Annotated in this window: 26 protein-coding genes and 1 tRNA gene; 10 read left to right on the forward strand and 17 right to left on the reverse strand. The window is 51.9% G+C overall.

Features of this window, described 5'->3' with window-relative positions:
* Positions 1 to 73 precede the first annotated feature (73 nt).
* The gene (locus IBX50_RS07095) at positions 74 to 319 is read left to right on the forward strand and encodes a transposase (RefSeq protein ID WP_292254595.1); all 246 of its coding nucleotides are present in this window, start codon (positions 74 to 76) and stop codon (positions 317 to 319) included.
* A 19-nt stretch (positions 320 to 338) separates the two neighbouring features.
* On the opposite strand, the gene IBX50_RS07100 is transcribed toward IBX50_RS07095, so the two are convergent.
* From IBX50_RS07100 to IBX50_RS07125, 6 genes are all read right to left on the reverse strand, one after another.
* Positions 339 to 1064 (reverse strand): ProQ/FINO family protein, encoded by a 726-nt coding sequence (locus IBX50_RS07100; protein ID WP_292254550.1) that lies wholly within the window; start codon positions 1062 to 1064, stop codon positions 339 to 341.
* 41 nt (positions 1065 to 1105) lie between these two features.
* Positions 1106 to 1636 (reverse strand): dihydrofolate reductase, encoded by a 531-nt coding sequence (locus IBX50_RS07105; protein ID WP_292254552.1) that lies wholly within the window; start codon positions 1634 to 1636, stop codon positions 1106 to 1108.
* Positions 1633 to 2427: a thymidylate synthase gene (locus IBX50_RS07110; RefSeq protein WP_292254554.1), complete on the reverse strand. Its 795-nt coding sequence runs from the start codon at positions 2425 to 2427 to the stop codon at positions 1633 to 1635. Before IBX50_RS07110 ends, IBX50_RS07105 begins: the two co-directional genes overlap by 4 nt.
* Positions 2428 to 2489: 62 nt before the next feature.
* Entirely contained in the window at positions 2490 to 3308 is an 819-nt protein-coding gene (lgt, locus tag IBX50_RS07115) for a prolipoprotein diacylglyceryl transferase (RefSeq protein ID WP_292254556.1), read from the reverse strand.
* Between the two features lie 36 nt (positions 3309 to 3344).
* Complete coding sequence (locus IBX50_RS07120) at positions 3345 to 4130, reverse strand: sulfite exporter TauE/SafE family protein (protein WP_292254558.1); 786 nt, start codon at positions 4128 to 4130, stop codon at positions 3345 to 3347.
* Positions 4127 to 6640: a response regulator gene (locus IBX50_RS07125; protein WP_292254560.1), complete on the reverse strand. Its 2514-nt coding sequence runs from the start codon at positions 6638 to 6640 to the stop codon at positions 4127 to 4129. The genes IBX50_RS07120 and IBX50_RS07125 overlap by 4 nt, the downstream gene beginning before the upstream one ends.
* Before the next feature lie 99 nt (positions 6641 to 6739).
* Between IBX50_RS07125 and IBX50_RS07130 the strand changes: the two genes are divergently transcribed.
* On the forward strand, positions 6740 to 7513 hold the full coding sequence (locus tag IBX50_RS07130; protein WP_292254562.1) for an NRDE family protein: 774 nt from the start codon (positions 6740 to 6742) through the stop codon (positions 7511 to 7513).
* On the forward strand, positions 7473 to 9263 hold the full coding sequence (locus tag IBX50_RS07135) for a L,D-transpeptidase family protein (RefSeq protein ID WP_292254564.1): 1791 nt from the start codon (positions 7473 to 7475) through the stop codon (positions 9261 to 9263). Before IBX50_RS07130 ends, IBX50_RS07135 begins: the two co-directional genes overlap by 41 nt.
* On the opposite strand, the gene ptsP is transcribed toward IBX50_RS07135, so the two are convergent.
* Both ptsP and IBX50_RS07145 read right to left on the reverse strand, forming a co-directional pair.
* Positions 9246 to 11510 (reverse strand): phosphoenolpyruvate--protein phosphotransferase, encoded by a 2265-nt coding sequence (gene ptsP / locus IBX50_RS07140; RefSeq protein WP_366930698.1) that lies wholly within the window; start codon positions 11508 to 11510, stop codon positions 9246 to 9248. The genes IBX50_RS07135 and ptsP overlap by 18 nt on opposite strands.
* Positions 11511 to 11536: 26 nt before the next feature.
* Positions 11537 to 12028 carry an RNA pyrophosphohydrolase gene (locus IBX50_RS07145; RefSeq protein ID WP_292254568.1) on the reverse strand — a complete coding sequence of 164 codons (492 nt, stop codon included), beginning with the start codon at positions 12026 to 12028 and terminating at the stop codon, positions 11537 to 11539.
* A 121-nt stretch (positions 12029 to 12149) separates the two neighbouring features.
* Between IBX50_RS07145 and IBX50_RS07150 the strand changes: the two genes are divergently transcribed.
* The 4 genes from IBX50_RS07150 (at position 12150) to tsaA (ending at position 15150) form a co-directional block, all read left to right on the forward strand.
* A complete protein-coding gene (locus IBX50_RS07150; protein WP_292254569.1) occupies positions 12150 to 12803 on the forward strand; it encodes an HAD family phosphatase in 654 nt (217 codons plus the stop codon).
* A gap of 62 nt (positions 12804 to 12865) precedes the next feature.
* Complete coding sequence (locus IBX50_RS07155; RefSeq protein WP_292254571.1) at positions 12866 to 13984, forward strand: AAA family ATPase; 1119 nt, start codon at positions 12866 to 12868, stop codon at positions 13982 to 13984.
* Between the two features lie 3 nt (positions 13985 to 13987).
* A complete protein-coding gene (locus IBX50_RS07160) occupies positions 13988 to 14455 on the forward strand; it encodes a PIN domain-containing protein (protein WP_292254573.1) in 468 nt (155 codons plus the stop codon).
* Positions 14452 to 15150 (forward strand): tRNA (N6-threonylcarbamoyladenosine(37)-N6)-methyltransferase TrmO, encoded by a 699-nt coding sequence (tsaA, locus tag IBX50_RS07165; RefSeq protein WP_292254574.1) that lies wholly within the window; start codon positions 14452 to 14454, stop codon positions 15148 to 15150. The genes IBX50_RS07160 and tsaA overlap by 4 nt, the downstream gene beginning before the upstream one ends.
* On the opposite strand, the gene IBX50_RS07170 is transcribed toward tsaA, so the two are convergent.
* The 6 genes from IBX50_RS07170 to dapA all read right to left on the reverse strand — a co-directional run bounded on the left by IBX50_RS07170 (position 15151) and on the right by dapA (position 19314).
* On the reverse strand, positions 15151 to 15444 hold the full coding sequence (locus IBX50_RS07170; RefSeq protein ID WP_292254575.1) for an addiction module antidote protein: 294 nt from the start codon (positions 15442 to 15444) through the stop codon (positions 15151 to 15153).
* Positions 15441 to 15746, reverse strand: a complete 306-nt coding sequence (locus IBX50_RS07175; protein ID WP_292254577.1) for a type II toxin-antitoxin system RelE/ParE family toxin — start codon at positions 15744 to 15746, stop codon at positions 15441 to 15443. Before IBX50_RS07175 ends, IBX50_RS07170 begins: the two co-directional genes overlap by 4 nt.
* Positions 15747 to 15881: 135 nt before the next feature.
* Positions 15882 to 16595, reverse strand: a complete 714-nt coding sequence (purC, locus tag IBX50_RS07180; protein ID WP_292254579.1) for a phosphoribosylaminoimidazolesuccinocarboxamide synthase — start codon at positions 16593 to 16595, stop codon at positions 15882 to 15884.
* Between the two features lie 63 nt (positions 16596 to 16658).
* Entirely contained in the window at positions 16659 to 17444 is a 786-nt protein-coding gene (locus IBX50_RS07185; protein WP_292254581.1) for an MBL fold metallo-hydrolase, read from the reverse strand.
* On the reverse strand, positions 17441 to 18433 hold the full coding sequence (gene bamC / locus IBX50_RS07190; protein ID WP_292254583.1) for an outer membrane protein assembly factor BamC: 993 nt from the start codon (positions 18431 to 18433) through the stop codon (positions 17441 to 17443). Before bamC ends, IBX50_RS07185 begins: the two co-directional genes overlap by 4 nt.
* Positions 18433 to 19314 carry a 4-hydroxy-tetrahydrodipicolinate synthase gene (gene dapA, locus IBX50_RS07195; RefSeq protein ID WP_292254585.1) on the reverse strand — a complete coding sequence of 294 codons (882 nt, stop codon included), beginning with the start codon at positions 19312 to 19314 and terminating at the stop codon, positions 18433 to 18435. The genes bamC and dapA overlap by 1 nt, the downstream gene beginning before the upstream one ends.
* A 140-nt stretch (positions 19315 to 19454) precedes the next feature.
* Between dapA and IBX50_RS07200 the strand changes: the two genes are divergently transcribed.
* Positions 19455 to 19940 carry a peroxiredoxin gene (locus IBX50_RS07200; protein ID WP_292254586.1) on the forward strand — a complete coding sequence of 162 codons (486 nt, stop codon included), beginning with the start codon at positions 19455 to 19457 and terminating at the stop codon, positions 19938 to 19940.
* A gap of 9 nt (positions 19941 to 19949) precedes the next feature.
* Here the strand turns inward: IBX50_RS07200 and IBX50_RS07205 are convergent, their stop codons facing one another.
* A complete protein-coding gene (locus IBX50_RS07205; RefSeq protein ID WP_292254588.1) occupies positions 19950 to 21443 on the reverse strand; it encodes a M48 family metalloprotease in 1494 nt (497 codons plus the stop codon).
* Between the two features lie 28 nt (positions 21444 to 21471).
* Here IBX50_RS07205 and IBX50_RS07210 point away from each other — a divergent pair, with 28 nt between their 5' ends.
* Both IBX50_RS07210 and IBX50_RS07215 read left to right on the forward strand, forming a co-directional pair.
* Complete coding sequence (locus tag IBX50_RS07210) at positions 21472 to 21747, forward strand: sulfurtransferase TusA family protein (RefSeq protein WP_292254590.1); 276 nt, start codon at positions 21472 to 21474, stop codon at positions 21745 to 21747.
* 2 nt (positions 21748 to 21749) lie between these two features.
* Positions 21750 to 22859 carry an AI-2E family transporter gene (locus IBX50_RS07215; protein WP_292254591.1) on the forward strand — a complete coding sequence of 370 codons (1110 nt, stop codon included), beginning with the start codon at positions 21750 to 21752 and terminating at the stop codon, positions 22857 to 22859.
* A gap of 45 nt (positions 22860 to 22904) precedes the next feature.
* Here the strand turns inward: IBX50_RS07215 and nadA are convergent, their stop codons facing one another.
* Together nadA and IBX50_RS07225 are read right to left on the reverse strand one after the other, a co-directional pair.
* Complete coding sequence (gene nadA / locus IBX50_RS07220; RefSeq protein ID WP_292254593.1) at positions 22905 to 23936, reverse strand: quinolinate synthase NadA; 1032 nt, start codon at positions 23934 to 23936, stop codon at positions 22905 to 22907.
* 181 nt (positions 23937 to 24117) lie between these two features.
* Positions 24118 to 24192 (reverse strand) — tRNA-Lys (locus IBX50_RS07225).

Genomic DNA, 24192 nt, shown 5'->3' on the forward strand with positions numbered 1-24192 from the left:
GTGTTTGGTAACCCCATTATCCGGGTAGCAGGCTTTCTTTAAAACTGTCCGAACTGTTGCAATGTTGAAAACAATGCTGGAATACAAATGCGATCACGCAGGCATTGTTTTCAAAGAAGTGAATGAAGCCTACACCACCCAGACCTGCTCGAATTGTGGCTCACGCCCCGATTCAAGTCCGAAAGGACTCGCAGGCCTTGGAATAAGAGAATGGACTTGCAGTGCGTGTGGTGCCACGCACGAACGCGACGTTAACGCCGCCAAGAACCTTCTCGCGCTCGGGCATGAGCGTCCTGTAGAGGGAATCCCCGCCCTTTAGGGCGGGGAGGATGTCAATTTCAAGAGCTATGCCGCTGCATCAGTTCACTGAGTTTGTTTTTGATGCGCTGTTCTTCTTCCTGCTGCTTTTGCTGAAGCAGGTGTTGATTGCGCTGTTCTTCCTGTTGTTTTTTCTGCTGCTCTAAACTGTCCAGCTGTTGCTGGGCAAATCCGGCTTCTTCTGCAGTGACAAATCCGGCATTACGACCGGTAAGATCCAATCGTACGGCACCTGCTTTCATACAGCGTAAATAGCGCGGAACTTTGACATAACCTGCCAGCGCCCGGCGAATTTTTTTCATCTCACCACCTTCAGCAGCAAGAATATCTTCGTGAATGCCCACTTTTAATGGTTGAGGCTGACCGGGCATAAAAGCTTTAGGGTAGGTTTTGATCCAGTGTTGTAATCGCTGCTGCGGGTTCAGTCCTTCCACGGCAGGATCATTCTGGGTTTCAGCGGGTGCAGCGTGATCCACTTTTAAACCCAGGGTTTCACGGATCATCAGCATCAGGGCATCGGGACGACTTAGCAATGCAGCATCTGCAGAATTCTGGATTGCCTGGGTCAGACGACTGCGCAGTGAGTCGATACGACCTTCCAAGTGTGCTACCTGTTCTTCCAGCTCGGCATTCCGTGCCTCCAGTTGCCTGATCTCGTTTCGGGCGCTGTCCAGCGCACCGAGTCCTTTATCCGCATAACTGACTAACTGATCCAGAAGATCATCCACACCCTGATCCAGTGCCATAAGTATCCCAACCTGAGTCGATAAAGATCATATAAAAAGAATCATCTATCATTCTTACGCTGCAAGCAACGTATTGCATAACCGTAGCGATTACCTTCCTGTGCCGAGTAAACATCCCTGCTGGTTTCCAGCCATTCACTGTCCAGCACTTCCGGGAACCAGGCGTCTCCTTCCGGTTCAGCATCCACTTCAGTCAGGTACAGGCGACTGGCAAAAGGGAAGGCCTGTTGGTAAATTTGCCCACCACCCATCACCATGATTTCTGCTGAACCATCAATGATTGCCTGATTATCCGCCAGCTTCAGTGCTTCTTCCAGGCTGCCTGCCACCTTGATACCGGGATGAGAAAACTCCGGGTTGCGACTGATCACAATATTGGTACGCCCCGGCAGGGGTCTGCCGATGGACTCAAAAGTATTGCGCCCCATCACCAAGGGTTTACCCAGTGTGGTGCGTTTGAAGTGTTGCAGCTCTTCCGGCAGATACCAGGGCATGGCGTTATCATGCCCGATGACACGATTCTTAGCTGCTGCCACAATTATGGCGACAGGAGTGTTGAGTTGCAGAGTCATACAGCCACCGGAGCCTTGATGTGTGGATGATGCTGATAATCTTCAATACTGATGTCATCAAAGGTGAAAGCAAACAGGTCTCGAACTTCGGGATTGAGTTTTAACCGAGGCAAAGGCAAGGGATCACGACTCAGTTGTAAATCCGTCTGTTCCAGATGATTACTGTAAAGATGGGCATCACCCAGGGTATGCACAAAATCACCGACTTCTAAATCACAGACCTGCGCCAGCATGTGAGTCAGCAAGGCATAACTGGCAATATTAAACGGTACACCCAGAAAAATATCCGCTGAACGCTGGTACAACTGACAGGACAAGCGGCCTTCTGCCACATAAAACTGGAACAGACAGTGACAGGGTGGCAATGCCATTTCATCCACCAATGCCGGGTTCCAGGCCGATACAATCAATCGGCGCGAATCCGGGTTGGTTTTGATCTGCTGTATCAACTGGCAGATCTGATCAATCGAACCACCATCGGGTTTTGGCCAGGAGCGCCACTGGTAACCATACACCGGCCCCAGATTACCCGCGTCATCTGCCCATTCATCCCAGATGGAAACACCGTTTTCTTTTAAGTAAGCGATGTTGGTATCACCCTGCAGGAACCACAACAATTCATGGATGATGGAGCGCAGATGCAGTTTTTTGGTCGTCACCAGCGGAAAACCTTGCCTAAGATCAAAACGCATCTGATGACCGAACACACTGTAAGTGCCGGTGCCGGTACGATCCGTTTTGTAGACTCCGTTTTCACGCACGTGGCGCATTAAATCCAGATAGGCTTGCATGTTAGTCTCGTTCAGAATTCAAGGGCAATTATGCCTGTATTTAAGCTGATTGGCTCTGACTGTCATCCCTTATTTTTCTTCTTGCTGGCCGCTTTTTGTGGTGTTGCCATCTGCGGCTGTTGATACGCCCAGACCATTAACAACACACCAATCAGAACCATTGGCAGGGACAATAACTGCCCCATACTCAGGCCGCCCAGCAATAGTCCAAGGTGAGCATCAGGTTCACGGGTAAATTCAGTCAGAAAACGCAGGCTGCCATAACCCACCAGAAAAAGACCACTGATACTGCCAGCCGGACGCGGCTGACGCGAGAACCACCAGAGCAGGGCAAAAAGCACCACACCTTCCAGCGCAAACTGGTAAAGCTGCGAAGGGTGTCTTGGTTCACTGCCTGCACCGGGAAACACCATACCCAGCGGGCTGGTGGTGAGCCGACCCCAGAGTTCACCATTAATGAAGTTACCCAGTCGACCCAGCCCCAAGCCAACAGGTGCCAGCGGAGCAACAAAATCACCCAGCTGAAACCAGTTGATACGGTGTTTGTGGGCAAACAGCCAGACCGCCACCGCTACACCCAGAAAACCGCCATGAAATGCCATGCCACCTTCCCAGACCCGCAACAGCCAGAGTGGATCAGCCAGCACCCGGTCAAAGTGATAAAACAATGCATAACCCAGTCGCCCACCCAGAATCACACCTACAGCAGCATAAAAAGTGAGATCACCGATCTGCTCCTTGCTTAACCCCAGACGATCCGCACGTTGCCTTGCCAGCCACCAGGCAAATAGAAAACCCACCAGATAAGCCAGGCCATACCAGTGAATTTGTATTGGACCCAGACTGATGGCAACAGGGTTGATATTGGGATACACAAGCATAAGCACCTCATTACAAAAATGGATACAACAGGCGGTTCAGGCCAGCAGGAATCTTAAGCCAACCAGCAAAAGCAGCAGTGCAAACAACCGCTTCAGTAACCGCTCCGGTAAGAAGTGCGCCAAATGTGCGCCCAGCCGGGCAAAGGGCACGCTGGTTAATACTATCCCGGCAAATGCAGGCCAGAAAATGTATCCACTGGACAACTCAGGCAGCAGGGGGTTCTGCCAGCCAGAAAAAATATTACCCAGTGCACCAAATATCGCAATCGGCAAACCCAGTGCAGCAGAGGTGCCCACCGCCTGACGCATGGGTGCATTACACCAGGTCAGAAAAGGTACACTCAGAGTACCACCACCTATACCAAAAATGGCCGATGCCCAGCCAATGCCTCCACCGGCTGCAGACATCGCCGGAGCGGGCGGTGTATGACCACTGGATGGCGGTTGCAGGTTAAATCCCATTTGTACCGCCACCAGCAGTACAAAAGTACCTATCACCGCCTGCAATGCCAGTCCGCTGAGCAGGCTTGCCGTCCAGGCACCCAGCAAGGCACCCAGCACTATGCCCGGAGCAATCAACTTGAACCATGGCCAGTTCACACCCTGTTTACGGTGATGTGTCAGGGTGGAACTGATGGAGGTGGGGATAATCGTCGCCAGTGAGGTGCCAACAGCCAGATGCACCAGTACCTCAGGGGGAAAACCCTGCGCCGTAAAGGTGAGAATCAACACGGGTACAATCACCAGCCCGCCACCAATGCCAAACAGCCCCGCCAGCAAACCGGCTCCGGCTCCCAGCATTAAATAAATCAACAGCGTCAAGAATCACCTCGTTTCAGATTCAACCAGTGACTGACTCTTTTTCTGAGTTCTGCCGGTCGGTAGGGTTTTGCCAGATAATCATCCAGCCCTTGCTCAATAAAACGTTCACGATCGGTATCCAGCGCATGGGCGGTTAGTGCAATAACAGGGATACCAGCATTAGCGTTGGGCAGTTGCCGCCAGCGTTGTGTTGTTTCGATGCCATCCATTTCTGGCATATAAATGTCCATCAGCAACAGGTCATAGGTTTTTTCTCGCCCCAGCTCCAGTGCTCGAGCACCGGAGCTGGCGGTATCCACTAAATAACCGGATTTTTCCAGCACACTAGAGGCCAGCATGGAATTCACCGGGCCATCATCCACCACCAGTATACGGGTCTGTGATCGTGGCTCACTGGCACGCTGCGCGGGTAAGTCAATCAACAGTTGCAAGCCACCATCAACCCGAACTTTTATATCCAGGCTGCCTTTCATTTCCTGCACCAGTTGGCGGGTCAGCAACTGCCCCAGTGAACGGGTGCCTGGTTCATAGCGGCTGTCCAACGGGGTGGATGATTGAAATTGTTTCAGACGATCAGCTTCAGGCGCACCACCACCCTGGTCGTTAAATCTCAGCAACAGGTGATTCGGTGCCTTCCATGCCAGTGAAAGGTGTAGATCTCCTCGTTCCGAAAACTGGCCGGCTTGCCGCAAAAGGTGCTTGAGCAGTCGACTGAGTCGCCGCCGATCTGCTTGTATCTGCTCTGGCATGTTCTTCTCATAAACCACCTGCAGTTGCCGACCCGTAACAGTCAGTAGGCTCTCGGTGGCGGCGTGGCATTCCGAAACCAGCTGGGTAAGAGCAAATCGGTCGTCCGCTGTCTCTCGCAGTTCTTCTGCATCACTTTCTTCTGACATGTCACGCATGTCGTCCAGTAGTCGTTGTATGGCAATCAATTTCTGGTGGCAGGCTTTAGAAGAAGCATTATCCAGAGTTTTGGCATTCTGCTGTAATTCACCCAGCAGTTTGTAAGCATCGCTGGAGGCCACCTGAAAAAACTCGGCTTTCATTCTGGCCGACTGCAACGCGCGCTGATGTTCAATGCGTAACTGTTGTTGCTGTTGTGCATAGTGGCTGACATCCAACAATAACAACACACCATCTCCCTGCTCTGTGATGTGCCTGCTAACCCAGTAACGCACAGGTTCTTGCTGATCGTGGCAAAGCTCAACTTCATCAGGCAGATCCTCATGGAGTAGGTTTTTTAATCCCAGCAGGCTCTGTAACTTTTGCCCACGTAAACTGGCAGACGTTTCACCGGCAAACAACTCAAAAGCCGAATTGCAGGCCAACAGGTTTGTTTCTGCATCAAACCGGCAAATCAACAAGGGGCCACTGATCAATTGCAGCCAGTCCGGGGCACCCAAAGGCTCAAGCAAGGTTTCTACATCAGTGGCAACTGCTGACTTTGCTTCAACTTTATCCGATATATGCTCCAGCAACGTCTTGGCCAGCATCTGATCACGACGCATGGCAAGCAATAACAGAAACAGCAGAAATGAAACAGGAAACATAGCTACCAACCACACCATATTATAATAGTCATCGGCCAGTTTCTCTTTCATGGCAAATACGGTATTGGCAGGTGTTACCTGCAACAACTTCCAGCTGGCACCCTGCAAACTCGACCAGCTCAACAACACCTCACGGGTGTTCAAGCTCATTGGAATAAGACCTGAAGCATCAATACGTAGAGGTTCCAATGCCTTCTGCAAGCCTTCTCGTTGCAAGAGATTCACCTTGCTGAATTCCGTACTACTGAGATCCGACAGCTGCAATCCCCAGTCTTTTTCCACAAGCGCCGGGAAAGTCAGCAAGGTACCATCAGCCGCCATCAGCAGGGTATAACCATCCCAGAGCACACTCATCCGCATCAGCCGTTTCATCAGGCTATCCAGCGTAAGATCCAATCCCACTACGGCTTCAACCTGATCATTCATCACCACAGGTAAAATCAGTGACACCATCCAACCTGCACCTGCCGGATCAAGATATACATCCGTCCAAACAGGCTCCCGATCCGGGTTATGAGCAGCATCAGCCGGGAACTCATGCTGCGCATCAATTAAGGGGTAAATCAGAGTTTCACCCTGGCGGGTATTCACATAAACCTGACTGACCAGCTCGTGACTCAGAAAAATATCACTTAGCATAGAAGACAGGGAGTTACCCAACTCTGGTGACGAACCAAGCTGCTGTTGAACCTGCCCTGCCAGTAACAAACCCAGGTTTCTGATGCTCTTGAGCTCACCGGATATCTGCTCGGCATGTTTTCGTGCCGATTCCAGCACCTGAATCTCGGCTTCCCGTTCCAACTGATCCTGCAGTCCCCGATAACTGAGACTGATCAACAGAATCAACACGGCAAAAAAAACTGTTCCGATACTGGTCAGTGGCAATAACAGAGCCAGCCAGCGGCTGCGGGTGAATTTTTTGCTGATTTCTGCAGCTCGAAGGTGACGGGACAACACAAAAATAATCCTTGTTCTGTAGCAGCAAAAAAGCTGAGTATAACAACACTCAACCCGAAAATAATCAGTCAACTTATCAGTCAACCCAGGAAGCCTGCTATGTGTCTACTGGCGCTCAGCTGGCAACAGCACCACGAATACCCACTGTTGCTTGCCGCCAACCGTGATGAATTCCATGCCAGACCCACCCTGCCAGCCGGCAACTGGCCAGACTACCCGGATCTGATTGGTGGCCGGGATCTGCAGGCTGGTGGCAGTTGGATGCTCGCCAGTCGAAGCGGGCAATGGGCGGCACTCACTAATGTACGTGATGGCCGCAGGATGGGCGAAAGTGGGCAGGCATCCCGTGGTGAACTGGTGTTACGTGCCATGCAACAGCCACCTGAGGTCACGGCGCAATGGCTGCAAAAAGTTGGTCAGAATTATGCCGGTTTTAATCTGTTGTGGGGTGATGCAACTCAGGCCTGGTTTTTCAGCAACCAGCAACCAAAACCCGCACAACAACTGCAGCCGGGGCTGTACCTGCTGAGTAATGCCAGTCTGAACACTGATTGGCCCAAAACACGCCGTCTGAAACAGGCCATGCAGAATTTGCTGCAACAGCAGTCCTGCCATCCACAGCAGCTTTTTGCTACACTCCTCGACACAACACCAGCAGTAGATCCGGATTTACCGAATACTCATATCGGGCTGGAGAAAGAACGTTTTCTGTCACCTGTTTTTATCCGTGGCGAAGACTATGGAACCCGTGCCTCAACGCTGCTCTGGCAGCAGGCCGATCAGCAATGGTTTTTGCATGAGCGAAGTTATCCAACATCCCAGAATCAGCCAAATGAACAGATGTTCAACTGGTACCAGACAAAGCCGTGCTGACACCAGAAAACCTCTGGCAGGCTGGAGACAACTACTGCTTTGTAGCCTGCTGCTGCTGGCACTGCCTGCCTGCGCCTCCATTTTACCGGCTGATAAAACAGCCTCGCAGCTACCACCCAGCAACACCACGCTGGATGCTTGGGTTGAATCCACAGTCAACACCCTGCACCCACAAGCAAAACTCCAGCATCAGGAACTGCTTGGTATCCTTTATCGGCAAGCCGGTTTTAACAACTTTTGGCTGACAACCCAGGGACAACCCAATGCCGCTGCAAGGCTGCTGTTGGGTGATCTACAGCCCTGGCTGGCACTGGAGGAGCACCCGCGCCTGAAACCCTATCAGGAGCTGGCCGAGCTGTTACAACAACCCATCACTGAAAACCTGCCGCGTCATCGCCAGGCTCAGGATCTGCTGATCACTGACCGCTTTCTGGCTTATCAGCAGGATCTGCTGCAGCGCTACTGGATACAGTACGATCTGGATCAAGACCACGGCATCACCAATGCTTATGAACGCTGGGACAGTTGGCCAGATGAAGCCATCAAACGTCATTTGCATGATGTCTTTCCAGGTTGGTTACTACAACTACAAGGGCAAACACCGCCGCTCTGGGCAATGGATCGTATTCGGGAAACCCGACCGGAAAACCACTTTTACCTGCCCTGGCGACAAGCCTTTGATGACCTGCTGATCCAGCGTCAGGCCGGTAGCTGGCCGATATTACACAACCAGTTGCAACAAGGGGATAGCGGCGCAGAGGTAACACTGCTGGCCGAGCAGCTGTATCGGCTGGGTGATTTGGACGATCAGCAGCCTTATCTGCTTATTGAAGAAACCCCAGTATTATTTGATCAACAGCTGGAGCAGGCATTAAAAAGTTTTCAGCGCCGCCATAACCTGCCCGCGACTGGTCGCAGTGATCCACCCAGTCGTCAGTGGCTGAATCTGCCCCTTGAGGAACGAATGCGCCGTCTGGCTCACAATTTGCGCCGCCTGCACCACCTGCCGCAAAAATTGAATGATCGCCACCTCATGATTAATCTGGCTGATCAGCGCCTGCAGTTTATTGAGCGGCAGGTGTTAAAGCTGGACATGAAAGTTGTGATCGGTCGCGATGGCCAGCGCACTCCGATTATGAATCAATGGCTAACTTCAGTGGTGCTTAACCCATTATGGAATGTACCGCCCAGCATTGCCAGAGAACGCATTTTTCCACGCGCTCAGCAAAACCCGGAATATCTGGCATCGAGAGACTATGCATTGGTACAGGGATGGCATACCCCTACACGTTTTGTGAGTTTTGAAGATTTGCCGGAGGATGCCTTCAGCACGGACAACCCCAGTTATCGCATTGTTCAAAAGGCAGGCAACTACAATCAGCTGGGACGCGTCAAGTTCCGTCTGTCTAACCAGCAGGCCATTTACCTGCACGATACCCCGGAGCGTCAAGCATTTAACAGTGAGCGTCGAGATGTCAGTGCCGGCTGTGTAAGAGTAGAAGATTCAGAACGACTGGTGGAGGCTCTATTGGCATACAGCAAAACCTGGACGCCGGACAAGGTACGGCAGATTTATGAGCAGGGTGATGAACGCTACCTACAAGTGCGACCACGGGTGGCAGTGTACATGATGTACTGGACTGTCTGGACCGACTCTGCCGGCCGCCTGCAATGGCGTGAGGATATTTACCGGAAGGATCAGTTCAGCCAACCCAAACGCCTGGCACAACACTCAACCCTTCGGCCCTGACAGCCAGCCCAGCCCCAGCTCACTCATGAACACACCCAAATGACCAACCACCTGATCAGTGCTGGCACAGGATAAGACTTTATCCAGCAGCTCCCGCGCCTGCTCCACCCTGACCCGCCGAATGGCGGCTTTAACACGCGGCAGGCTGGCAAGGTTCATCGACAAACTCTGATAACCCATACCCAGCAGCAGAATTGCCCCGGCAGGTTCACCCGCCAGCTCACCACAGATACTGACCGGCAAACGGCAAGCATGAGAGTCCACTGCAATTTTTGCCAGTGCCTGCAATACAGCGGGATGATAACCACTGTACAACCGGGCAACACGGGCATTATCCCGATCCACCGCCAGCAGATACTGTGTCAGGTCATTACTGCCAACCGACAGGTAATCCACCCGCTCGGCCAGTGCCGGAATCTGAAACAAGGTCGCTGGCACCTCAATCATGGCACCAACACGTGGTTTGGCAATCTGCAGACCTTCACCCTGCCGTAACTCAACCCAAGCACGACGAATCAAGGCGCGAGCTTCTTCTACCTCCCGCACCGATGAAATCATTGGCAGCAGAATTCGCAGATTATCCAATCCTTCACTGGCACGCAGCATAGCACGCACCTGTGTCAGAAACACCTCTGGGTGATCCAGTGTAAAACGGATGCCACGCCAACCCAGACAGGGGTTTTCTTCTTCAATTGGGAAATAAGGCAGGGGCTTGTCACCACCTATATCCAGCGTGCGCATGGTCACTTCACGCGGGGCAAAAGCTGACAGTTGCTGGCGATAGATGCTCACCTGCTCCTGCTCACTGGGAAAACGCTCAGCCATCATGAACTGTACTTCAGTGCGATACAGCCCTACCCCTTCTGCGCCATAAGCCAGTGCGCGGGCATGATCTGCCGCCAGACCAGTATTCAGCAACAGCGGCACTCGATGACCATCACGAGTGATACATGGCAGACCGGCCTCGGCTTCCAGCGACTCGGTCAGGGCTTTTTCCTCTTCCATGAAGAGCTCATACTGGCGACGTAGTTTGTCGTCAGGATTACTGATCACCTGTCCACGGTAACCATCCAGAATCAGCAGCTGTCCATCCAACCGAGCATAAGGAAGATCAGTCAGACCCATTACCGTGGGAATGCCCATGGCGCGAGCCAGAATCGCCAGATGGGAGTTGCTCGAACCCTTAACACTGATCAGCCCCGCCAGTTTTTCGCGCGGTACTTCACCCAGCAGAGTTGGGGACAACTCTTCACCCACCAGCAGGGTGTTGTCTTCATATTCGCGCGGAACATCACCACCAGCCTGCAGGTAAGACAATACCCGACGACCCAGATCACGAATATCTGCAGCACGCTCACGTAGATAAGAATCTTCAACCTTTTCCAGATACTTAACGTGGCGTTTTACCACAAAAGCCAGTGCACCCTGCGCCCACTGACCCTCTTCGATATGTTTTAAAACCTCGGCACCCAGCGATTCTTCATCCAGCATTTGCAGATAGGCTTCAAACAACGCCTGCTCCTGAGCGCTGACTCGATTCGCCAGTTTCAGTCCCACCGCACGAATATCTTCACGCACGGCACGCAAGGCTGCCAGAAACACCCGTTTTTCATCTTCAATTGATTCACAGACACGATCCTGAACACTGTCCAGATCTGCTGGAGGCATAATGACCCGTGCACGCCCGATCACTACACCCGGTGCTGCAGGCAGGCCATCAAAACGCACCATCTGCTGATGTTCACCGGGCGCTACAGTCAGACTGCCACTAACCTGTGCATGAGCCAAAACAGCAGCTAACTGAGCCGCAATAGTGACCAGAAAAGCTTCTTCACGTTCATCAAAACGCCGCTTGATCTTCTGCTGCACCACCAACACACCCAAGGCATGGCGCTGGTGAATGATTGGTACACCCAGAAAGCTGTGGTACTGCTCTTCGCCGGTTTCCGGCAGGTAGCAATAACGCGGGTGAGCCGGGGCATCATCAAGGTTCAGCGGTTCTTCACGCTGCCCGACATAACCCACCAGGCCTTCAGATGGTGCCAGACTGACCCGTCCGATAGCAGAAGCATTCAGACCCAGAGTGTTCATCAGGACATAACGCGCCTGACGATGATCCATCAGATAAACAGAACAAACATCGGTATTCATCGCCTTGCGAACACGGCGCACAATAATCGACAGTGCTGTCTGTAAATCTCTGGCGGCACTGACCTCCTGCACAATTTTGCGCAGGGTATCCAGCATTTTTGATCCCGATGGCGAGTTTTCTGTCATTTATTTTCTCTTAACATCCGGTGCAGTCTGGGAGCCAGCTCCAGCAGGGCACGCCGATAGACATCCCGCTTAAAAGGCACCACCTGCCCCAGAGGATACCAGTAACTCACCCAGTTCCAGCTATCAAACTCGGGTCTGGGGGAACAATCAAAGCACACCTGGGAGTCAGCACAACGTATTTTCAGCAGAAACCATTTCTGTTTCTGACCGATACACAAAGGTCGGCTGTTGCGTCTTACCATCCGCTTGGGCAAACGATAACGCAACCAGCCACGCGTGGATGCCAGCAGCTCCACCTGATCTGGCGCCAGACCGATTTCTTCTTTTAACTCGCGGTACAGCGCCTGCTCGGGTGTTTCATCATTCTTGATGCCACCCTGCGGAAACTGCCAGGCATCCTGTCCACAACGACGCGCCCAGAGTAACTGGCCATCACTGTTGGTGATAATGATTCCTACATTAGGGCGGTACCCATCCTCGTCGATCACACTGCGCCCTCAAAAAGTCTTTTATCACCTATTGTTCCACAAAGATTGAAAAGTATTCAATTTAACACTGAGGTAAAATGCAAATAAATCCTCTCAATCTAACAGCATGGAGTCTGATTCAGTGAGTTTAGCCCTGTTTGATCTCGACAACACCCTGATAGCCGGTGACAGTGACCACACCTGGGGCGAGTTTCTAGTACACAAGGGACTGGTAAACGGCGAAGAATATAAAAAAGCCAACGACCTTTATTATGCCGCCTATCAGCAGGGTACTCTGGATATCCATGATTATCTGGCTTTTTCGTTACGCCCCCTGACTCAGTACAGCACCGAAGAGATGCTCAACTGGCGACAAGAGTTCATCCACGAACACATCCGTCCACTGGTGCTGCCTGCTGCACTGGAACTACTACAACACCACCGTAATCAGGGTGACAGGTTATTGATCATCACCGCCACCAATCGTTTTATTACCGCACCCATTGCTGAGTTGCTGGGTGTGGCTGACTTGATTGCGGTGGAACCCGAATTTATTGAGGGGCGTTACACCGGGCAGATTGTTGGCACCCCCAGTTTCCGTGAAGGCAAGGTGAACTGCCTGCAACAGTGGCTGAAAGCAGAAGGTATGAACCTGGATAACAGCTGGTTTTACAGTGATTCCCATAATGATCTGCCACTGCTGGAAATGGTTGATCAGCCTGTCGCTGTTGATCCCGACGACACCCTGCGCCGCCATGCCGAACAACAGGGCTGGTCAGTGATATCCCTGCGATAAATTGCTATTTATCTGAGGTCACACCACAATCACTTCAGCAGTCAGCCAGCGGAGAAACTCAGATGCGGGAAACACTTTTGGAACTGGAAGGAGTGAAGGGGGTTGGCAAGGTCAGCCTCAATCTGCTCAAGGAACAAAAGGCCTATGCTTTTATTGGTGCCAACGGCATCGGCAAAACCAAGACCCTGGAAGCGCTTTTTCAATTGGAATTTTTTAATCATAAACAAGTCATTGCCATGAAAGAAGTTCTTCGTGACTTGACCTTCAGCTTCTCCAGCTTTAAGTGGAATAACTCTTTCAGCATCGAGGTACCGGAAGGTGTACTCTTCTCCAACTGTCTTGGAGATAAAGCCAACTCATTTCCACACGATGATCCCGTCGTTTTTCTCGGCTCCCAAAACCGAGGTTTTGTGCATCACCAGAACCAACCAGCCAAAGAGCTGGGCAGTCTGCAGGAAAGACGTACTCGCTACCTGAAGGCTGTCATTGAAGGTATGCAAAAAAACTTCACCAGCCTGAACATGGGTGATGGCATCGAAAACTGGTTTGTCAGTCTGGCTCAATCTGCCAACCGCTTTCAGAAAAAAGAAGACAACCGGGAAGTGGAAATTGAAACCCTGCTCAAACTGCTGCATCAGATTGATCAGCGTATTGATCCTGGGTTTCTGGAAATTGACGGTGATGGCCGTGTCAGCCTCAAGATAGAGGGAAAAAAACGTCAGCTGGCTCATCTGAGCAGCGGTTTTGCTTCTGTGCTGAAACTCCTGCAAGCCATCGTTTCCGGTTATGGTTATTTCACCAATGAAACTCAGCTCCAGCAAGTAAAGGGGCGAGTTTTTATCGATGAAATAGAAAGCCACCTGCACTTGGGCTGGCAGGCCGGAATCCTGCCCTTGCTTAAAAAGCTGTTTCCCAACACTACTTTTTATGTCACCACCCATTCATCCATTGTGCTGACTCAACTCAAAGAAGGTGAAGCTTATCGATTGGAAAGGGACGAACAGGGCGTGGTGCGTAATCGATTGATTCAACAGCCCAACAAGTCAGCCCTGATTGATGTTTTAAAAGATGCGTTTGAGCTGGATATCAATCAGCTCAAACTGGACAATCTGACTGCTGAAGACCAGCAAGAAGCTAAAAGCCAGTTATTAAAACTGGTCAAACAAAGCAAAGAGGCTTAATCCATGACACGGAAAGTTCTACTGGATGCCAACCTGCTGATCGCTGTTTTTGATCCTCAATCCAGAACGGAAGAAATTCGGAAGCAAGAGTCAGAAAATCAGCTGCTTGGTTTATTACAAGACTCCGAGACAGCCTTAGTCATCACACCGTTAATTCGTTACGAGGTCCTGCGTGGTATTCCCTGGAAAGATGGAGTCATCTACCAACAGGTCAATGCCGCCTTGGATGCCTTCACTGAGCTGGATGTCGATCAGGCCACAGCAGAGCTGGCAGCTAACTTGTTTCGCTTTGATCGTCAGACCACCAACCCCGATAAAAATCTCGACAAGCGCAAATTTGATGCCTTTCACCTGGCCACCGCCAAATGTCACCAACTGGAACTCGCTTCGCTGGACTCAGATATTGCCAAGCTTGAAACGCTCTACGCTGAATACATGCAGCATATACAGCCGGAGCAACCTGCAAGATGAACTGGTCACTAGACTCTCTGGGTATTATCCACTCCTGTTATCAGGAGAAGTTTGCTGTACCCCGTCAGCCGGGGCTGGCTCCTTCTGCACGAGCGACACTGGAATTGTTGCCACCCTACAATCAGCCGGAGTGTGTCGAGGGTCTGGAAGATTTTTCACATCTGTGGCTGACTTTCCTGTTCCATCAGAATCTGGAGCAGGGTTGGAAACCCCGTGTGCGTCCGCCGCGTCTAGGTGGTAATCAAAAAATCGGGGTGTTTGCCAGTCGTTCCACCTTTCGCCCCAACGGGCTGGGATTATCTGTGGTAAAACTGGAAAGCATCGAGCTGCAACAGGGTGTGAAGTTACACCTGTCGGGTGTTGATCTGGTGGATGGCACTCCGATTGTGGATATCAAACCCTATCTGCCCTGGGCTGACAGCCTGCCGGATGCAACGGCCAGCTGGGCGCCGGAGCCTCCACCACTGCTCCGTGTGGTTTTTGATGCCCGTGTTGAGCAGCAGTTAGCTCATCACACCGAAGGTGTGTGGTTGCGGCAACTGATCACCGAGGTGCTGGCACAAGACCCGCGCCCGGCATACCAGAAAAACGATCCTCAGCGGATCTACGGGGTGATGCTTGCCGGTGCTAACGTGAAATTCGCTTTTCACCAACAAAATGAGCAGGAGGTTATTGTTGTGCTGGAACTTGGCTGATCAGGCTACCTCTACCACTTCGACAGCCATTTTAAAACCCAGCGCATGCAGCAGCTTGTCCACTGTTTCAAACTTGGGCTTGGTTTGTTTACCCAGTATCCGGTGTAAATGTTGCCGGTTTAAACCGCTTAGCTGGGCTGTATCGGTTATACCTTTCTCTTTAACCAGATAACGTAACCCCACTAAAAGCCCATCGATCCCCCCTTCTTCCAGAAAAGCCGATAAGTACAGAGCCATGTCTTCTTTGGTCTCAATACCCTGAGCAAAGGTGAATTCATTCAAGTGGAGCGTCATCTCTCTTCCTCCAGCTGCTTAAACAAAGTTACGGCTTGTTCAATATCCCTGCTTTGGGTACTCTTGTCCCCACCCGTCAACAGAAGAATCACGGTCGTATTGCGTACCGTATAGTAAATACGTAAGCCCCCACCGAAAAAACAACGCAACTCACTTATGTTAGAGTCGATGCTCTTATGGTCACCAAAATGCCCGCTACTGAGCTGACTAAGCCTTGCCTCAACCCGAAACCGAGTAGACTTATCTTTGATCGAGCTGAACCATTTATCGAATTTTGTTGTGGTGAGGAGTTGGTATTCCATGACCTCATTGTAACAGGTAAGCGACAAAACACCATCACTACAAACCAGGCATCAACACAGAAAATCCTTGTGCTCGAATAAAAAAAGCCCCGGCAGTAGCACTGCTGAGGCTTTTTTGTGCGGCAAGAAAAAGGATCAGTCGAACTGGATGCCCAGACGACGACCGACTTCTTCATAAGCTTCAACCACACCACCCAGACCCTGACGGAAGCGGTCTTTATCCAGCTTTTCACGGGTGGTTTTATCCCACAGGCGGCAACCATCCGGTGAGAACTCATCACCCAGGGTTACCTGTCCATGGAACAGACCAAATTCCAGCTTGTAATCCACCAGCAGCATACCGGCTTCATCAAACAACTGCTTCAACACTGTGTTGACCTTGTAAGTCAGAGCTTTCATTTCCTGCAGCTGGGTTTCTGTCGCCCAACCAAAAGTGATACACAGGGATTCATTGATCATTGGATCACCCTGAGCATCATTTTTCAGAAAGAGTTCATAGGTTGGTGGATTCAGTTCCTTGCCTTCTTCCACACCCAGACGGCGCACCAGGCTACCGGCGCTGATATTACGAACCACACACTCCACCGGCATCATCTGCATACATTTTACCAGTGAATCCCGTTCATCCAGACGCTTTTCAAAGTGGGTCGGAATCCCCGCAGCTTTGAGCTTTTCCATGATGAAGGCATTAAAAATATTGTTCACCTTGCCTTTACGTTCCAGCTGCTCTTTTTTCTTGCCATCAAAAGCACTGGTGTCGTCACGAAAATGCAGGATCAAAAAATCAGGGTCATCCGTTTTAAAAACTGACTTGGCTTTGCCTGAATAAAGTTCTTCGCGCTTTTCCACAAACGTCTCCGGGGAGGTAGGTCATTAACAGGGTTAAAGAATAACAGGGAAAAACCAAAATTCCTAAAGCTGCATTTCTCGCCAGCCAAATCCCTCTTCCTGATTGGCCAGTGTGATCCAGTCCGGTGTGGTATTTAATGCTGCCGCCAGGGTCTGACAAGCCAGATCCGCGCAGTTGTTCTGTTCACTCAGGTGAGATGCAATCAGATGGGTCAGTTTTGTGGTTTCGATCTGAGTCAGAAAGTCTGCCGCCTGATCATTACTGAGGTGACCAAAATCACCACCAACCCTGCGTTTTAATGAAGGTGGATAAGGCCCGACAGCCAACATCTGCGGATCATGATTGGCTTCCAGCACCAGTGCCTGACAGCGGCTAAAGTGGCGTACCACATGGGGTGTAATACTGCCAAGATCGGTCAGCACACCCAGCCGGTGCTGGCCATCACCCAGCACAAACTGCACCGGCTCTCGTGCATCATGCGGCACAGTCACCGGCCAGATTTCCAGATCACCCACTGCAAAAGGGTGTTCAGGATGGATGCTGCGCCAGTCCGGCACTTCGCCATTCAAGCGACCCGTCAGGCGAGTACCAGCAGTGGTGTAAAGCGGGAGTTTATAACGGCGAACCAGTGCACCCACACCACCAATATGATCACCATGCTCATGGGTGACCAGCACTGCACTCAACTGCTCCGGTTCCAGATTCAACCGCTGCAGACGCCGGGTGACTTCTTTCATGGTGAAGCCACAGTCGATCAGCACATGGGTTTTGCCACAGCTGACCAGTGTTGCATTTCCCTTGCTGCCACTACCCAGTGAGGCGAACCTGATTCGCCCGGTTTGTCTCAACGCAATTGCCGCTCCAGCCAGCTCAGCAGCTCGGTTTCCACTGCTTCTGGTGCAGCCACACCCTGCGCCGTCTCCAGAATCAGATCCAGTTCCTGATGGTATTCAGACAAAAACAGCTGGTAGTTATGGGCATCTGCCGCAGGAGCACGGCTGAACAGACGCGACCAGAAACCGGAAGGACGCTGATTCTGGGGTACATAACGCACATAAAAACGGCCTTCACTGCGGTTCAGGTCATCCAGCCGCTGATAGTCATCATTAAATTCATCTTCCAGCAGGTGCACCAGTTCGGTCCAGGCGCGGTCGTACTCCAGCTGCATCACCAGCACTTCGCGCCCATCACGATCCACCAGGCGGATGGAATGATTACTGTGCAGTGACTGAGCCTGGAGTGAAACACTCTGTCCACCTTCAGTCAGACTGGTGACTAGAAAGGCCTCCATAGACATCATTCGCGTGCGGTCATAATCACTGAAGGGCAGCAGCTGCTGGTCTTCAATGGAATGCAGGCGCACCTCGGAGGTACCACGACGCACACCCTGACGCAGTGAAATCCGCTGAGCCGGTAAACGGCTGGCGGTATCTGCAGCCAGCAGGATTTGTCCCTGACGCGGATTAGACGAAGTTACAGCCACATCTTGTGACTGGGCAAAAGCCTGCAGAGAAGTCCAGACTTCGCTCGGACTGCGGGTCACCAGCAACCAGCCACCCTGCTCATCCGCACGCTGCTGTACAACACCCTCTTTCTCATCCAGCACCCGCAGGGGTTCAGGACGGGGGGCTTGCTGGGCACTGCTGATGCGATGACCACTGGCCTCGGGGATTGGCATGGCATCACGCTGCGCCAGGTTTTCCGGCAGGGTGTAGCTGGCTGCTTCGGCCTTGTGGTAATCCGAGTTGCGGTCACGGAACTCGCTGCTGCTGCAACCGCTGCCCAGCGCCAATAAAAGCACCGAGCTGAAAAGCCCCAGCCTTTTTACTGAAATCATTACTTGAGCACTCCGGCCATTTCCAGCGCCTCGTGAATGGTGGTGCGGTATTTTTCTGACAGCGGGGTCAGTGGCAAACGAATACCCCGATCAATCAGTCCCATTTCGTACAAGGCCCATTTAGTGGGTATCGGGTTGGATTCCACAAACAGACCTGTGTGCAAAGGCATCAGTCGAGTGTTGATCTGATGTGCCTTGCTGGTATCACCGGCCAGAGCTGTCGCACACATGTCATGCATCTGTCGAGGAGCCACATTAGCGGTAACGGAAATATTGCCATTAGCTCCCATCAGAATCAGTTCACAGGCAGTGGCATCATCCCCGGAGAACAGCATAAAGTCACTGCCAGATAAGGCGTCCAGCAATGCCTTGCCGCGTTCCAGATCACCCGTGGCATCCTTGAGTGCAACAATCTTGTCGATTTTGCTCAGGCGCAGCACGGTTTCATTGTGCATATCCACCGCAGTACGGCCCGGTACGTTATACAGGATAATCGGCAGATCACTGGCTTCTGCAATGGCCTTGTAATGCAGGTACAGGCCTTCTTGCGTCGGCTTGTTGTAATAAGGTGTGGTGATCAGGCAATAGTCGGCTCCCACCTTACTGGCGTAACGGGTCAGCTCAATGGCTTCCTTGGTGGAGTTGGAGCCGGTTCCGGCAATGACCGGGATCTTGCCCGCCACACGGGAAACAACCCGGCGGATCACTTCAAAGTGTTCATCAAAGGAGAGAGTGGAAGGCTCACCCGTGGTTCCGGCAGCCACTATGCCATCGGTGCCGTTATTCAGATGAAAGTCGATCAGCCCGTCCAATGCAGGCCAGTCCACTTCACCCTGCAGGGTCATGGGGGTAACCAGGGCAACCAGGCTGCCTTTAATCATGCTGTGTCTCCAGATAAAAATTCTTCAGAAATAACGCTTGGTGGCTATTGTTGCCTGTCAGGCGTTTTGGCTCAAGCCTTGCGCTGTTTATGTTATAGTTTTTTTCTGTTTCTTTGACTCTCAGTCTTTATGGAGCCGCCATGACTGCACCTACAGCACACACCCTGACCATCGGCCAGCCCCTCCCTGATTTCACCGCTGAAGCCACCAGCGGTCTGCAAGTCAGCCCTGCCACGTTCAAGGGTAAAAAAACGGTGATTTATTTTTACCCCAAAGACAGCACACCCGGCTGCACCACGGAAGGGGGCGACTTCCGCGACCTTTTTGCAGAATTTCAGGCTGCCAACACACAAATATTCGGAGTATCCCGTGATGGCATCAAAAGCCACGAAAACTTCAAGGCTAAACAGGGTTTTCCTTTTGAGCTGATCAGTGACAAGGACGAAACCCTGTGCGGTATTTTTGATGTGATCAAATTAAAAAAGCTCTACGGCAAGGAGCATCTGGGCATTGAACGCAGCACCTTTTTACTGGATGAAAATGGCCAGCTGCTGCAGGAGTGGCGCAAGGTGAAAGTGCCCGGTCATGTTCAGGCCGTGCTGGATGCCGTGAAAGCAATCAGTTAAAACAATTGATTAAAGATCCATCAGGCTGCGCAGGTTTTCCAGCTCCCGCCTGCGCTCCCGTATGGCAGCCTGCACTCCCCAGGGTTGATTCTGCAAACGTGCCTGCTCCTGAGCCAGATCCAGCTGGCTGAATGCCTGACGAAAACGTCCGGTCAGCTGAAAAAACTCGGCTCGTGCCTGATGCAGCTGTATCTGCCGATCAGCCTTGCCAGCAGCTTCTGCCAACTGATACCAGACCTGAGGGTCATTCGGTCGTGTACTGCTCAGGGCATGTAAAATACGACGGGCTGCATCCCACTGCTGCTGTTGCATGTGCATTTCTGCCTGCAGGAAATGCGCTGGATAATAAGTGGGAGCGAACAGCAGTAACTCCTGCAACTGATCTTTAGCCTGCTCCCAGCGCTGCTGTTTTACCAGCTCTTCCACCAGCAGATACCGCGCCAGCAGCCAATCGGGTTCAGCAGCCACCAGTTGCTCCAATCTGGCCAGACTGGTTGGCAGATCACCTTCCGACCGAGCCAGTAAAGCCGCAGCATAGTGCTGAGCCGCATCACTGCCTGGCTGGCGATCAAACAAGGTCATGGCATCGGTGCTGTTGCGGATGGTATGAAAAATAATACGGGTACGTATCAGTTCATAATCCCGGCTCTGGCGTGGGCTGGTTTCTGCCTGCATTTGATCAGCACGAGACTGGGCATCCGCAATACGGCTTTCGGTCAGCGGGTGGGTCAATAAAAATTCTGGCGGGCGACCACTGAGACTGGCCAGGCGCTGCATCTGAGCAAACATACGCGGCATGGCCTCTGCTGGATATCCAGCAGCGACCAGCGTTTCCATACCAATCCGATCCGCCTCCTGCTCATAACTGCGGCTCCACGCCAGCTGGCTCTGGATCGCTGCGGCCTGGGTTCCGGCAATGGCAGCAACACCGGCATCTGCGTGTCCCTGACTGGCCACCAGAATACCGGCCAGCAAACCCGCCATGGTCGCCCACTGGGCACCCTTGGCAGACTCCACCCGACGGGCAAAATGCCGCTGACTGATGTGTGCCAGCTCGTGCGCTGCCACCGAGGCGAACTCATCTTCATAAGTCGCAAATACAAACAAGCCGGTATTAATACCAACAATGCCACCGGGTACAGCAAAAGCATTCAATTGACGCTGATCCACCAGCAACACGTCCAGCAGTTTCTGTTCCAGTGAACGATTCCAGGTCGCCAGATGCTGGATCAGCTGTTCGGTGTAATTCTGTACCAGTGGGTCATGATAAAGTTGTGTTTGCCCACGGAACTGACGCAACCAACCTTGTCCCAGCAGGCGCTCCTGATGGGTACTGACTTCAAAACTGCTGGTCAACCCAAGGCTGGGCAAGTCTGGTGCTTCCGCTGTTATACTCTGCAGCGGAAAAAAAGCCAGCAGTGTAAAGGCCAGACTTTTTTTCAGGCTGTGTAAATACTTGCAGACGGCACTGGGCAGGGTATTCTGTTGCATCATGGCTTTCATAGTGCTCTATATGACAAGGTAACACCTGATGGATTCAAGAAATATTTCAGCATCATCTGATGATAACGCAACATCCACGGTGACACAGCAGTTGGATGCCCGTGGTCTGCACTGCCCGTTGCCATTGTTAAAGGCTAAACAACGTCTGAACACCATGCAGCCGGGTGAACACCTGCAGGTTATTGCCAGCGACCCGGGTTCCTGGGATGACTTTGCCAGCTATGCTGAACTCAGCAGCCATACTCTGGTTTCGCGGGAACAGCAGGGTGACACATTTCACTTTGTCCTGCAGCGGGGAGCATGAGCATGTCGTTCAAGGGAGTGGCGCTGGGTTGGCTGCATCGTTATTTTTCTGATGAAGAGGCAGTGATTTTTGCCCTGCTGCTGATTCTGTTTTTCACTGCTCTGGTATTTTTTGGCTCCATGCTGGTGCCTTTTTTAACCGCAGTGGTGCTGGCCTATCTGCTGCAGGGCATTGTCAGTCAGCTGCAACGCTTTGGAATTCCACAGCTGCCATCAGTACTGCTGACCTTCAGCCTGTTTGTCAGTATTCTGCTGGCACTGCTGTTCTGGATTTTTCCATTGATCTGGCAACAGAGTGTCAGCTTGGTGCGTGAGTTACCCGCCATGATGCGTACCGCACAGTTCTGGCTGGATCACCTGCATGAAGCCTATCCACAACTGCTTACCCAGCAGCAGGTGAATACCTTTCTGAATGATGCCATCGGTGAACTGCGGCAGGTTGGTCAGCTGCTGGTGTCCGTTTCCTTATCCAGCATTCCCAGCCTGCTGGCCTGGCTGGTTTATCTGATTCTGGTGCCCATTCTGGTATTTTTCATGCTCAAGGATCAGCAACAACTGGTCAGTTTCATCACCGGCATGATGCCCAGCAAACGCGCACTGATGACTCGTGTCTGGCATGAAATGGATGCTCAGATCGCCAACTACATTCGCGGAAAGGCACTGGAAATCATGATTGTGGCTGCCATAACCTGGGCCAGTTTTGCCTGGCTGGGGCTTAACTATGCTGAGCTGCTGGCTCTGCTGGTGGGCTTGTCGGTGCTGGTGCCTTACATCGGTGCGGCGGTAGTCACTCTGCCGGTGGCATTAATCGCGCTGTTCCAGTTCGGCTTCAGCAGCGAGTTCATGTGGGTGATCGGGGTGTATGCGGTCATTCAGGCACTGGATGGCAACGTACTGGTGCCGCTGCTGTTCTCTGAAGCAGTCAATCTGCATCCGGTTTCGATCATTCTGGCAGTGTTGTTTTTTGGAGGCTTGTGGGGGTTCTGGGGGGTGTTTTTTGCCATTCCACTGGCAACCATGTTAAAGGCCATTATCAATGCCTGGCCGATTGCTTTTCATCCTGATGAAGATGAAAAGCAGCTGCTGGAAAAACACCAGAACCCGGCTGACTAATCTGCTGCTGCCCGTTTTTCTCAACAACAACGGGCAACCAGTTTTTCAGTTGGGAAAATCCAGCATCCGCTGTAACGGGATTAATGCCTTTTTGATCAGTGCTGCATCCACCTGAATTTCATCGCTGCCCTGTTGTAATGAACGAATCATGCGCTCCAGACTGTTCATGGCCATCCAGGGGCAATGAGCACAGCTGCGGCAGGTGGCACCATTACCGGCAGTGGGTGCTTCAATAAAACGCTTCTGCGGGTTCTGCTGCTGCATCTTGTAAAAAATGCCGCGATCCGTTGCCACAATAAAGGTGTCATTCGGCAGTTCACCGGCAGCTTTTAACAACTGGCTGGTGGAACCGGCCACATCCGCAACATCCACCACACTGGCTGGTGATTCCGGGTGAACCAGTACCGCCGCGGTGGGATGCACCTTTTTCAGATCCAGAATACCCTTGGCCTTGAATTCCTCGTGCACAATGCAGGCGCCATCCCACAGCAGCATTTCGGCACCGGTGGTACGGCAGATGTAATCACCTAGATGTTTGTCCGGAGCCCAGAGAATTTTTTTACCCTGCTCATGCAAATGACTGACCACCTGCAAAGCAATGCTGGAGGTCACCACCCAATCCGCACGAGCCTTCACCGCAGCCGAAGTATTGGCATAAACCACCACAGTGTGATCCGGGTGTTGATCACAGAAACGGCTGAACTCATCTACTTCGCAGCCGATATCCAGTGAACAGGTGGCTTCCAGTGTTGGCATTAATACACGTTTTTCCGGGGACAGTATTTTGGCTGTTTCACCCATAAATCGTACACCGGCCACCACCAGGGTTTGAGCCGGATGACGGGCACCAAAACGTGCCATTTCCAGTGAGTCACCGATAAAACCACCGGTTTCTTCTGCCAGCGCCTGAATCACTGGGCTGGTGTAATAGTGGGCAATCAGCACGGCATTCTGCTCCGTCAGCAGCTGCTTCACCTGTTCCAGTTGTAGAGCCTCTTCGGCTTCCGAAAGAATGGCAGAAGGGGCTGCTCTGGACAGGTGCTCTCGCACCAGAAGCTGGTCATAAACACTGTTCATCGTAGGCGGAATCATCTTTCTGAGGAATTGAACGTGTTGGAATCATAGCATAATGCCAAAGTCCCAACTCAACACTAAAGCGCAAAACGGGAACAACATTAAACTGGGCCGAATATTTTGTCTTTATTTGTTCTGTCTGAACAAAAAAAAGGCCACCTTTTCAGGCAGCCTTTTTTGAAACTGGTGGGTCGTGAGGGATTCGAACCTTCGACCAATTGGTTAAAAGCCAACTGCTCTACCACTGAGCTAACGACCC

The sequence above is a fragment of the Marinospirillum sp. genome, assembly GCF_014859565.1.

Excerpts from the sequence above, each read along its gene's own strand:
- IBX50_RS07200 (WP_292254586.1), top strand. The coding sequence starts at position 19,455 with ATGACTGCACCTACAGCACACACCCTGACCATCGGCCAGCCCCTCCCT.
- IBX50_RS07135 (WP_292254564.1), top strand. The coding sequence starts at position 7,473 with ATGAACAGATGTTCAACTGGTACCAGACAAAGCCGTGCTGACACCAGA.
- IBX50_RS07160 (WP_292254573.1), top strand. The coding sequence starts at position 13,988 with ATGACACGGAAAGTTCTACTGGATGCCAACCTGCTGATCGCTGTTTTT.
- IBX50_RS07210 (WP_292254590.1), top strand. The coding sequence starts at position 21,472 with ATGGATTCAAGAAATATTTCAGCATCATCTGATGATAACGCAACATCC.
- bamC (WP_292254583.1), bottom strand. The coding sequence starts at position 18,433 with ATGATTTCAGTAAAAAGGCTGGGGCTTTTCAGCTCGGTGCTTTTATTG.
- IBX50_RS07215 (WP_292254591.1), top strand. The coding sequence starts at position 21,750 with ATGTCGTTCAAGGGAGTGGCGCTGGGTTGGCTGCATCGTTATTTTTCT.
- lgt (WP_292254556.1), bottom strand. The coding sequence starts at position 3,308 with ATGCTTGTGTATCCCAATATCAACCCTGTTGCCATCAGTCTGGGTCCA.
- IBX50_RS07095 (WP_292254595.1), top strand. The coding sequence starts at position 74 with ATGCTGGAATACAAATGCGATCACGCAGGCATTGTTTTCAAAGAAGTG.
- dapA (WP_292254585.1), bottom strand. The coding sequence starts at position 19,314 with ATGATTAAAGGCAGCCTGGTTGCCCTGGTTACCCCCATGACCCTGCAG.
- IBX50_RS07105 (WP_292254552.1), bottom strand. The coding sequence starts at position 1,636 with ATGACTCTGCAACTCAACACTCCTGTCGCCATAATTGTGGCAGCAGCT.
- IBX50_RS07155 (WP_292254571.1), top strand. The coding sequence starts at position 12,866 with ATGCGGGAAACACTTTTGGAACTGGAAGGAGTGAAGGGGGTTGGCAAG.
- IBX50_RS07170 (WP_292254575.1), bottom strand. The coding sequence starts at position 15,444 with ATGACGCTCCACTTGAATGAATTCACCTTTGCTCAGGGTATTGAGACC.
- IBX50_RS07110 (WP_292254554.1), bottom strand. The coding sequence starts at position 2,427 with ATGCAAGCCTATCTGGATTTAATGCGCCACGTGCGTGAAAACGGAGTC.
- ptsP (WP_366930698.1), bottom strand. The coding sequence starts at position 11,510 with ATGCTGGATACCCTGCGCAAAATTGTGCAGGAGGTCAGTGCCGCCAGA.
- IBX50_RS07175 (WP_292254577.1), bottom strand. The coding sequence starts at position 15,746 with ATGGAATACCAACTCCTCACCACAACAAAATTCGATAAATGGTTCAGC.
- IBX50_RS07100 (WP_292254550.1), bottom strand. The coding sequence starts at position 1,064 with ATGGCACTGGATCAGGGTGTGGATGATCTTCTGGATCAGTTAGTCAGT.
- IBX50_RS07130 (WP_292254562.1), top strand. The coding sequence starts at position 6,740 with ATGTGTCTACTGGCGCTCAGCTGGCAACAGCACCACGAATACCCACTG.
- tsaA (WP_292254574.1), top strand. The coding sequence starts at position 14,452 with ATGAACTGGTCACTAGACTCTCTGGGTATTATCCACTCCTGTTATCAG.
- nadA (WP_292254593.1), bottom strand. The coding sequence starts at position 23,936 with ATGAACAGTGTTTATGACCAGCTTCTGGTGCGAGAGCACCTGTCCAGA.
- IBX50_RS07205 (WP_292254588.1), bottom strand. The coding sequence starts at position 21,443 with ATGAAAGCCATGATGCAACAGAATACCCTGCCCAGTGCCGTCTGCAAG.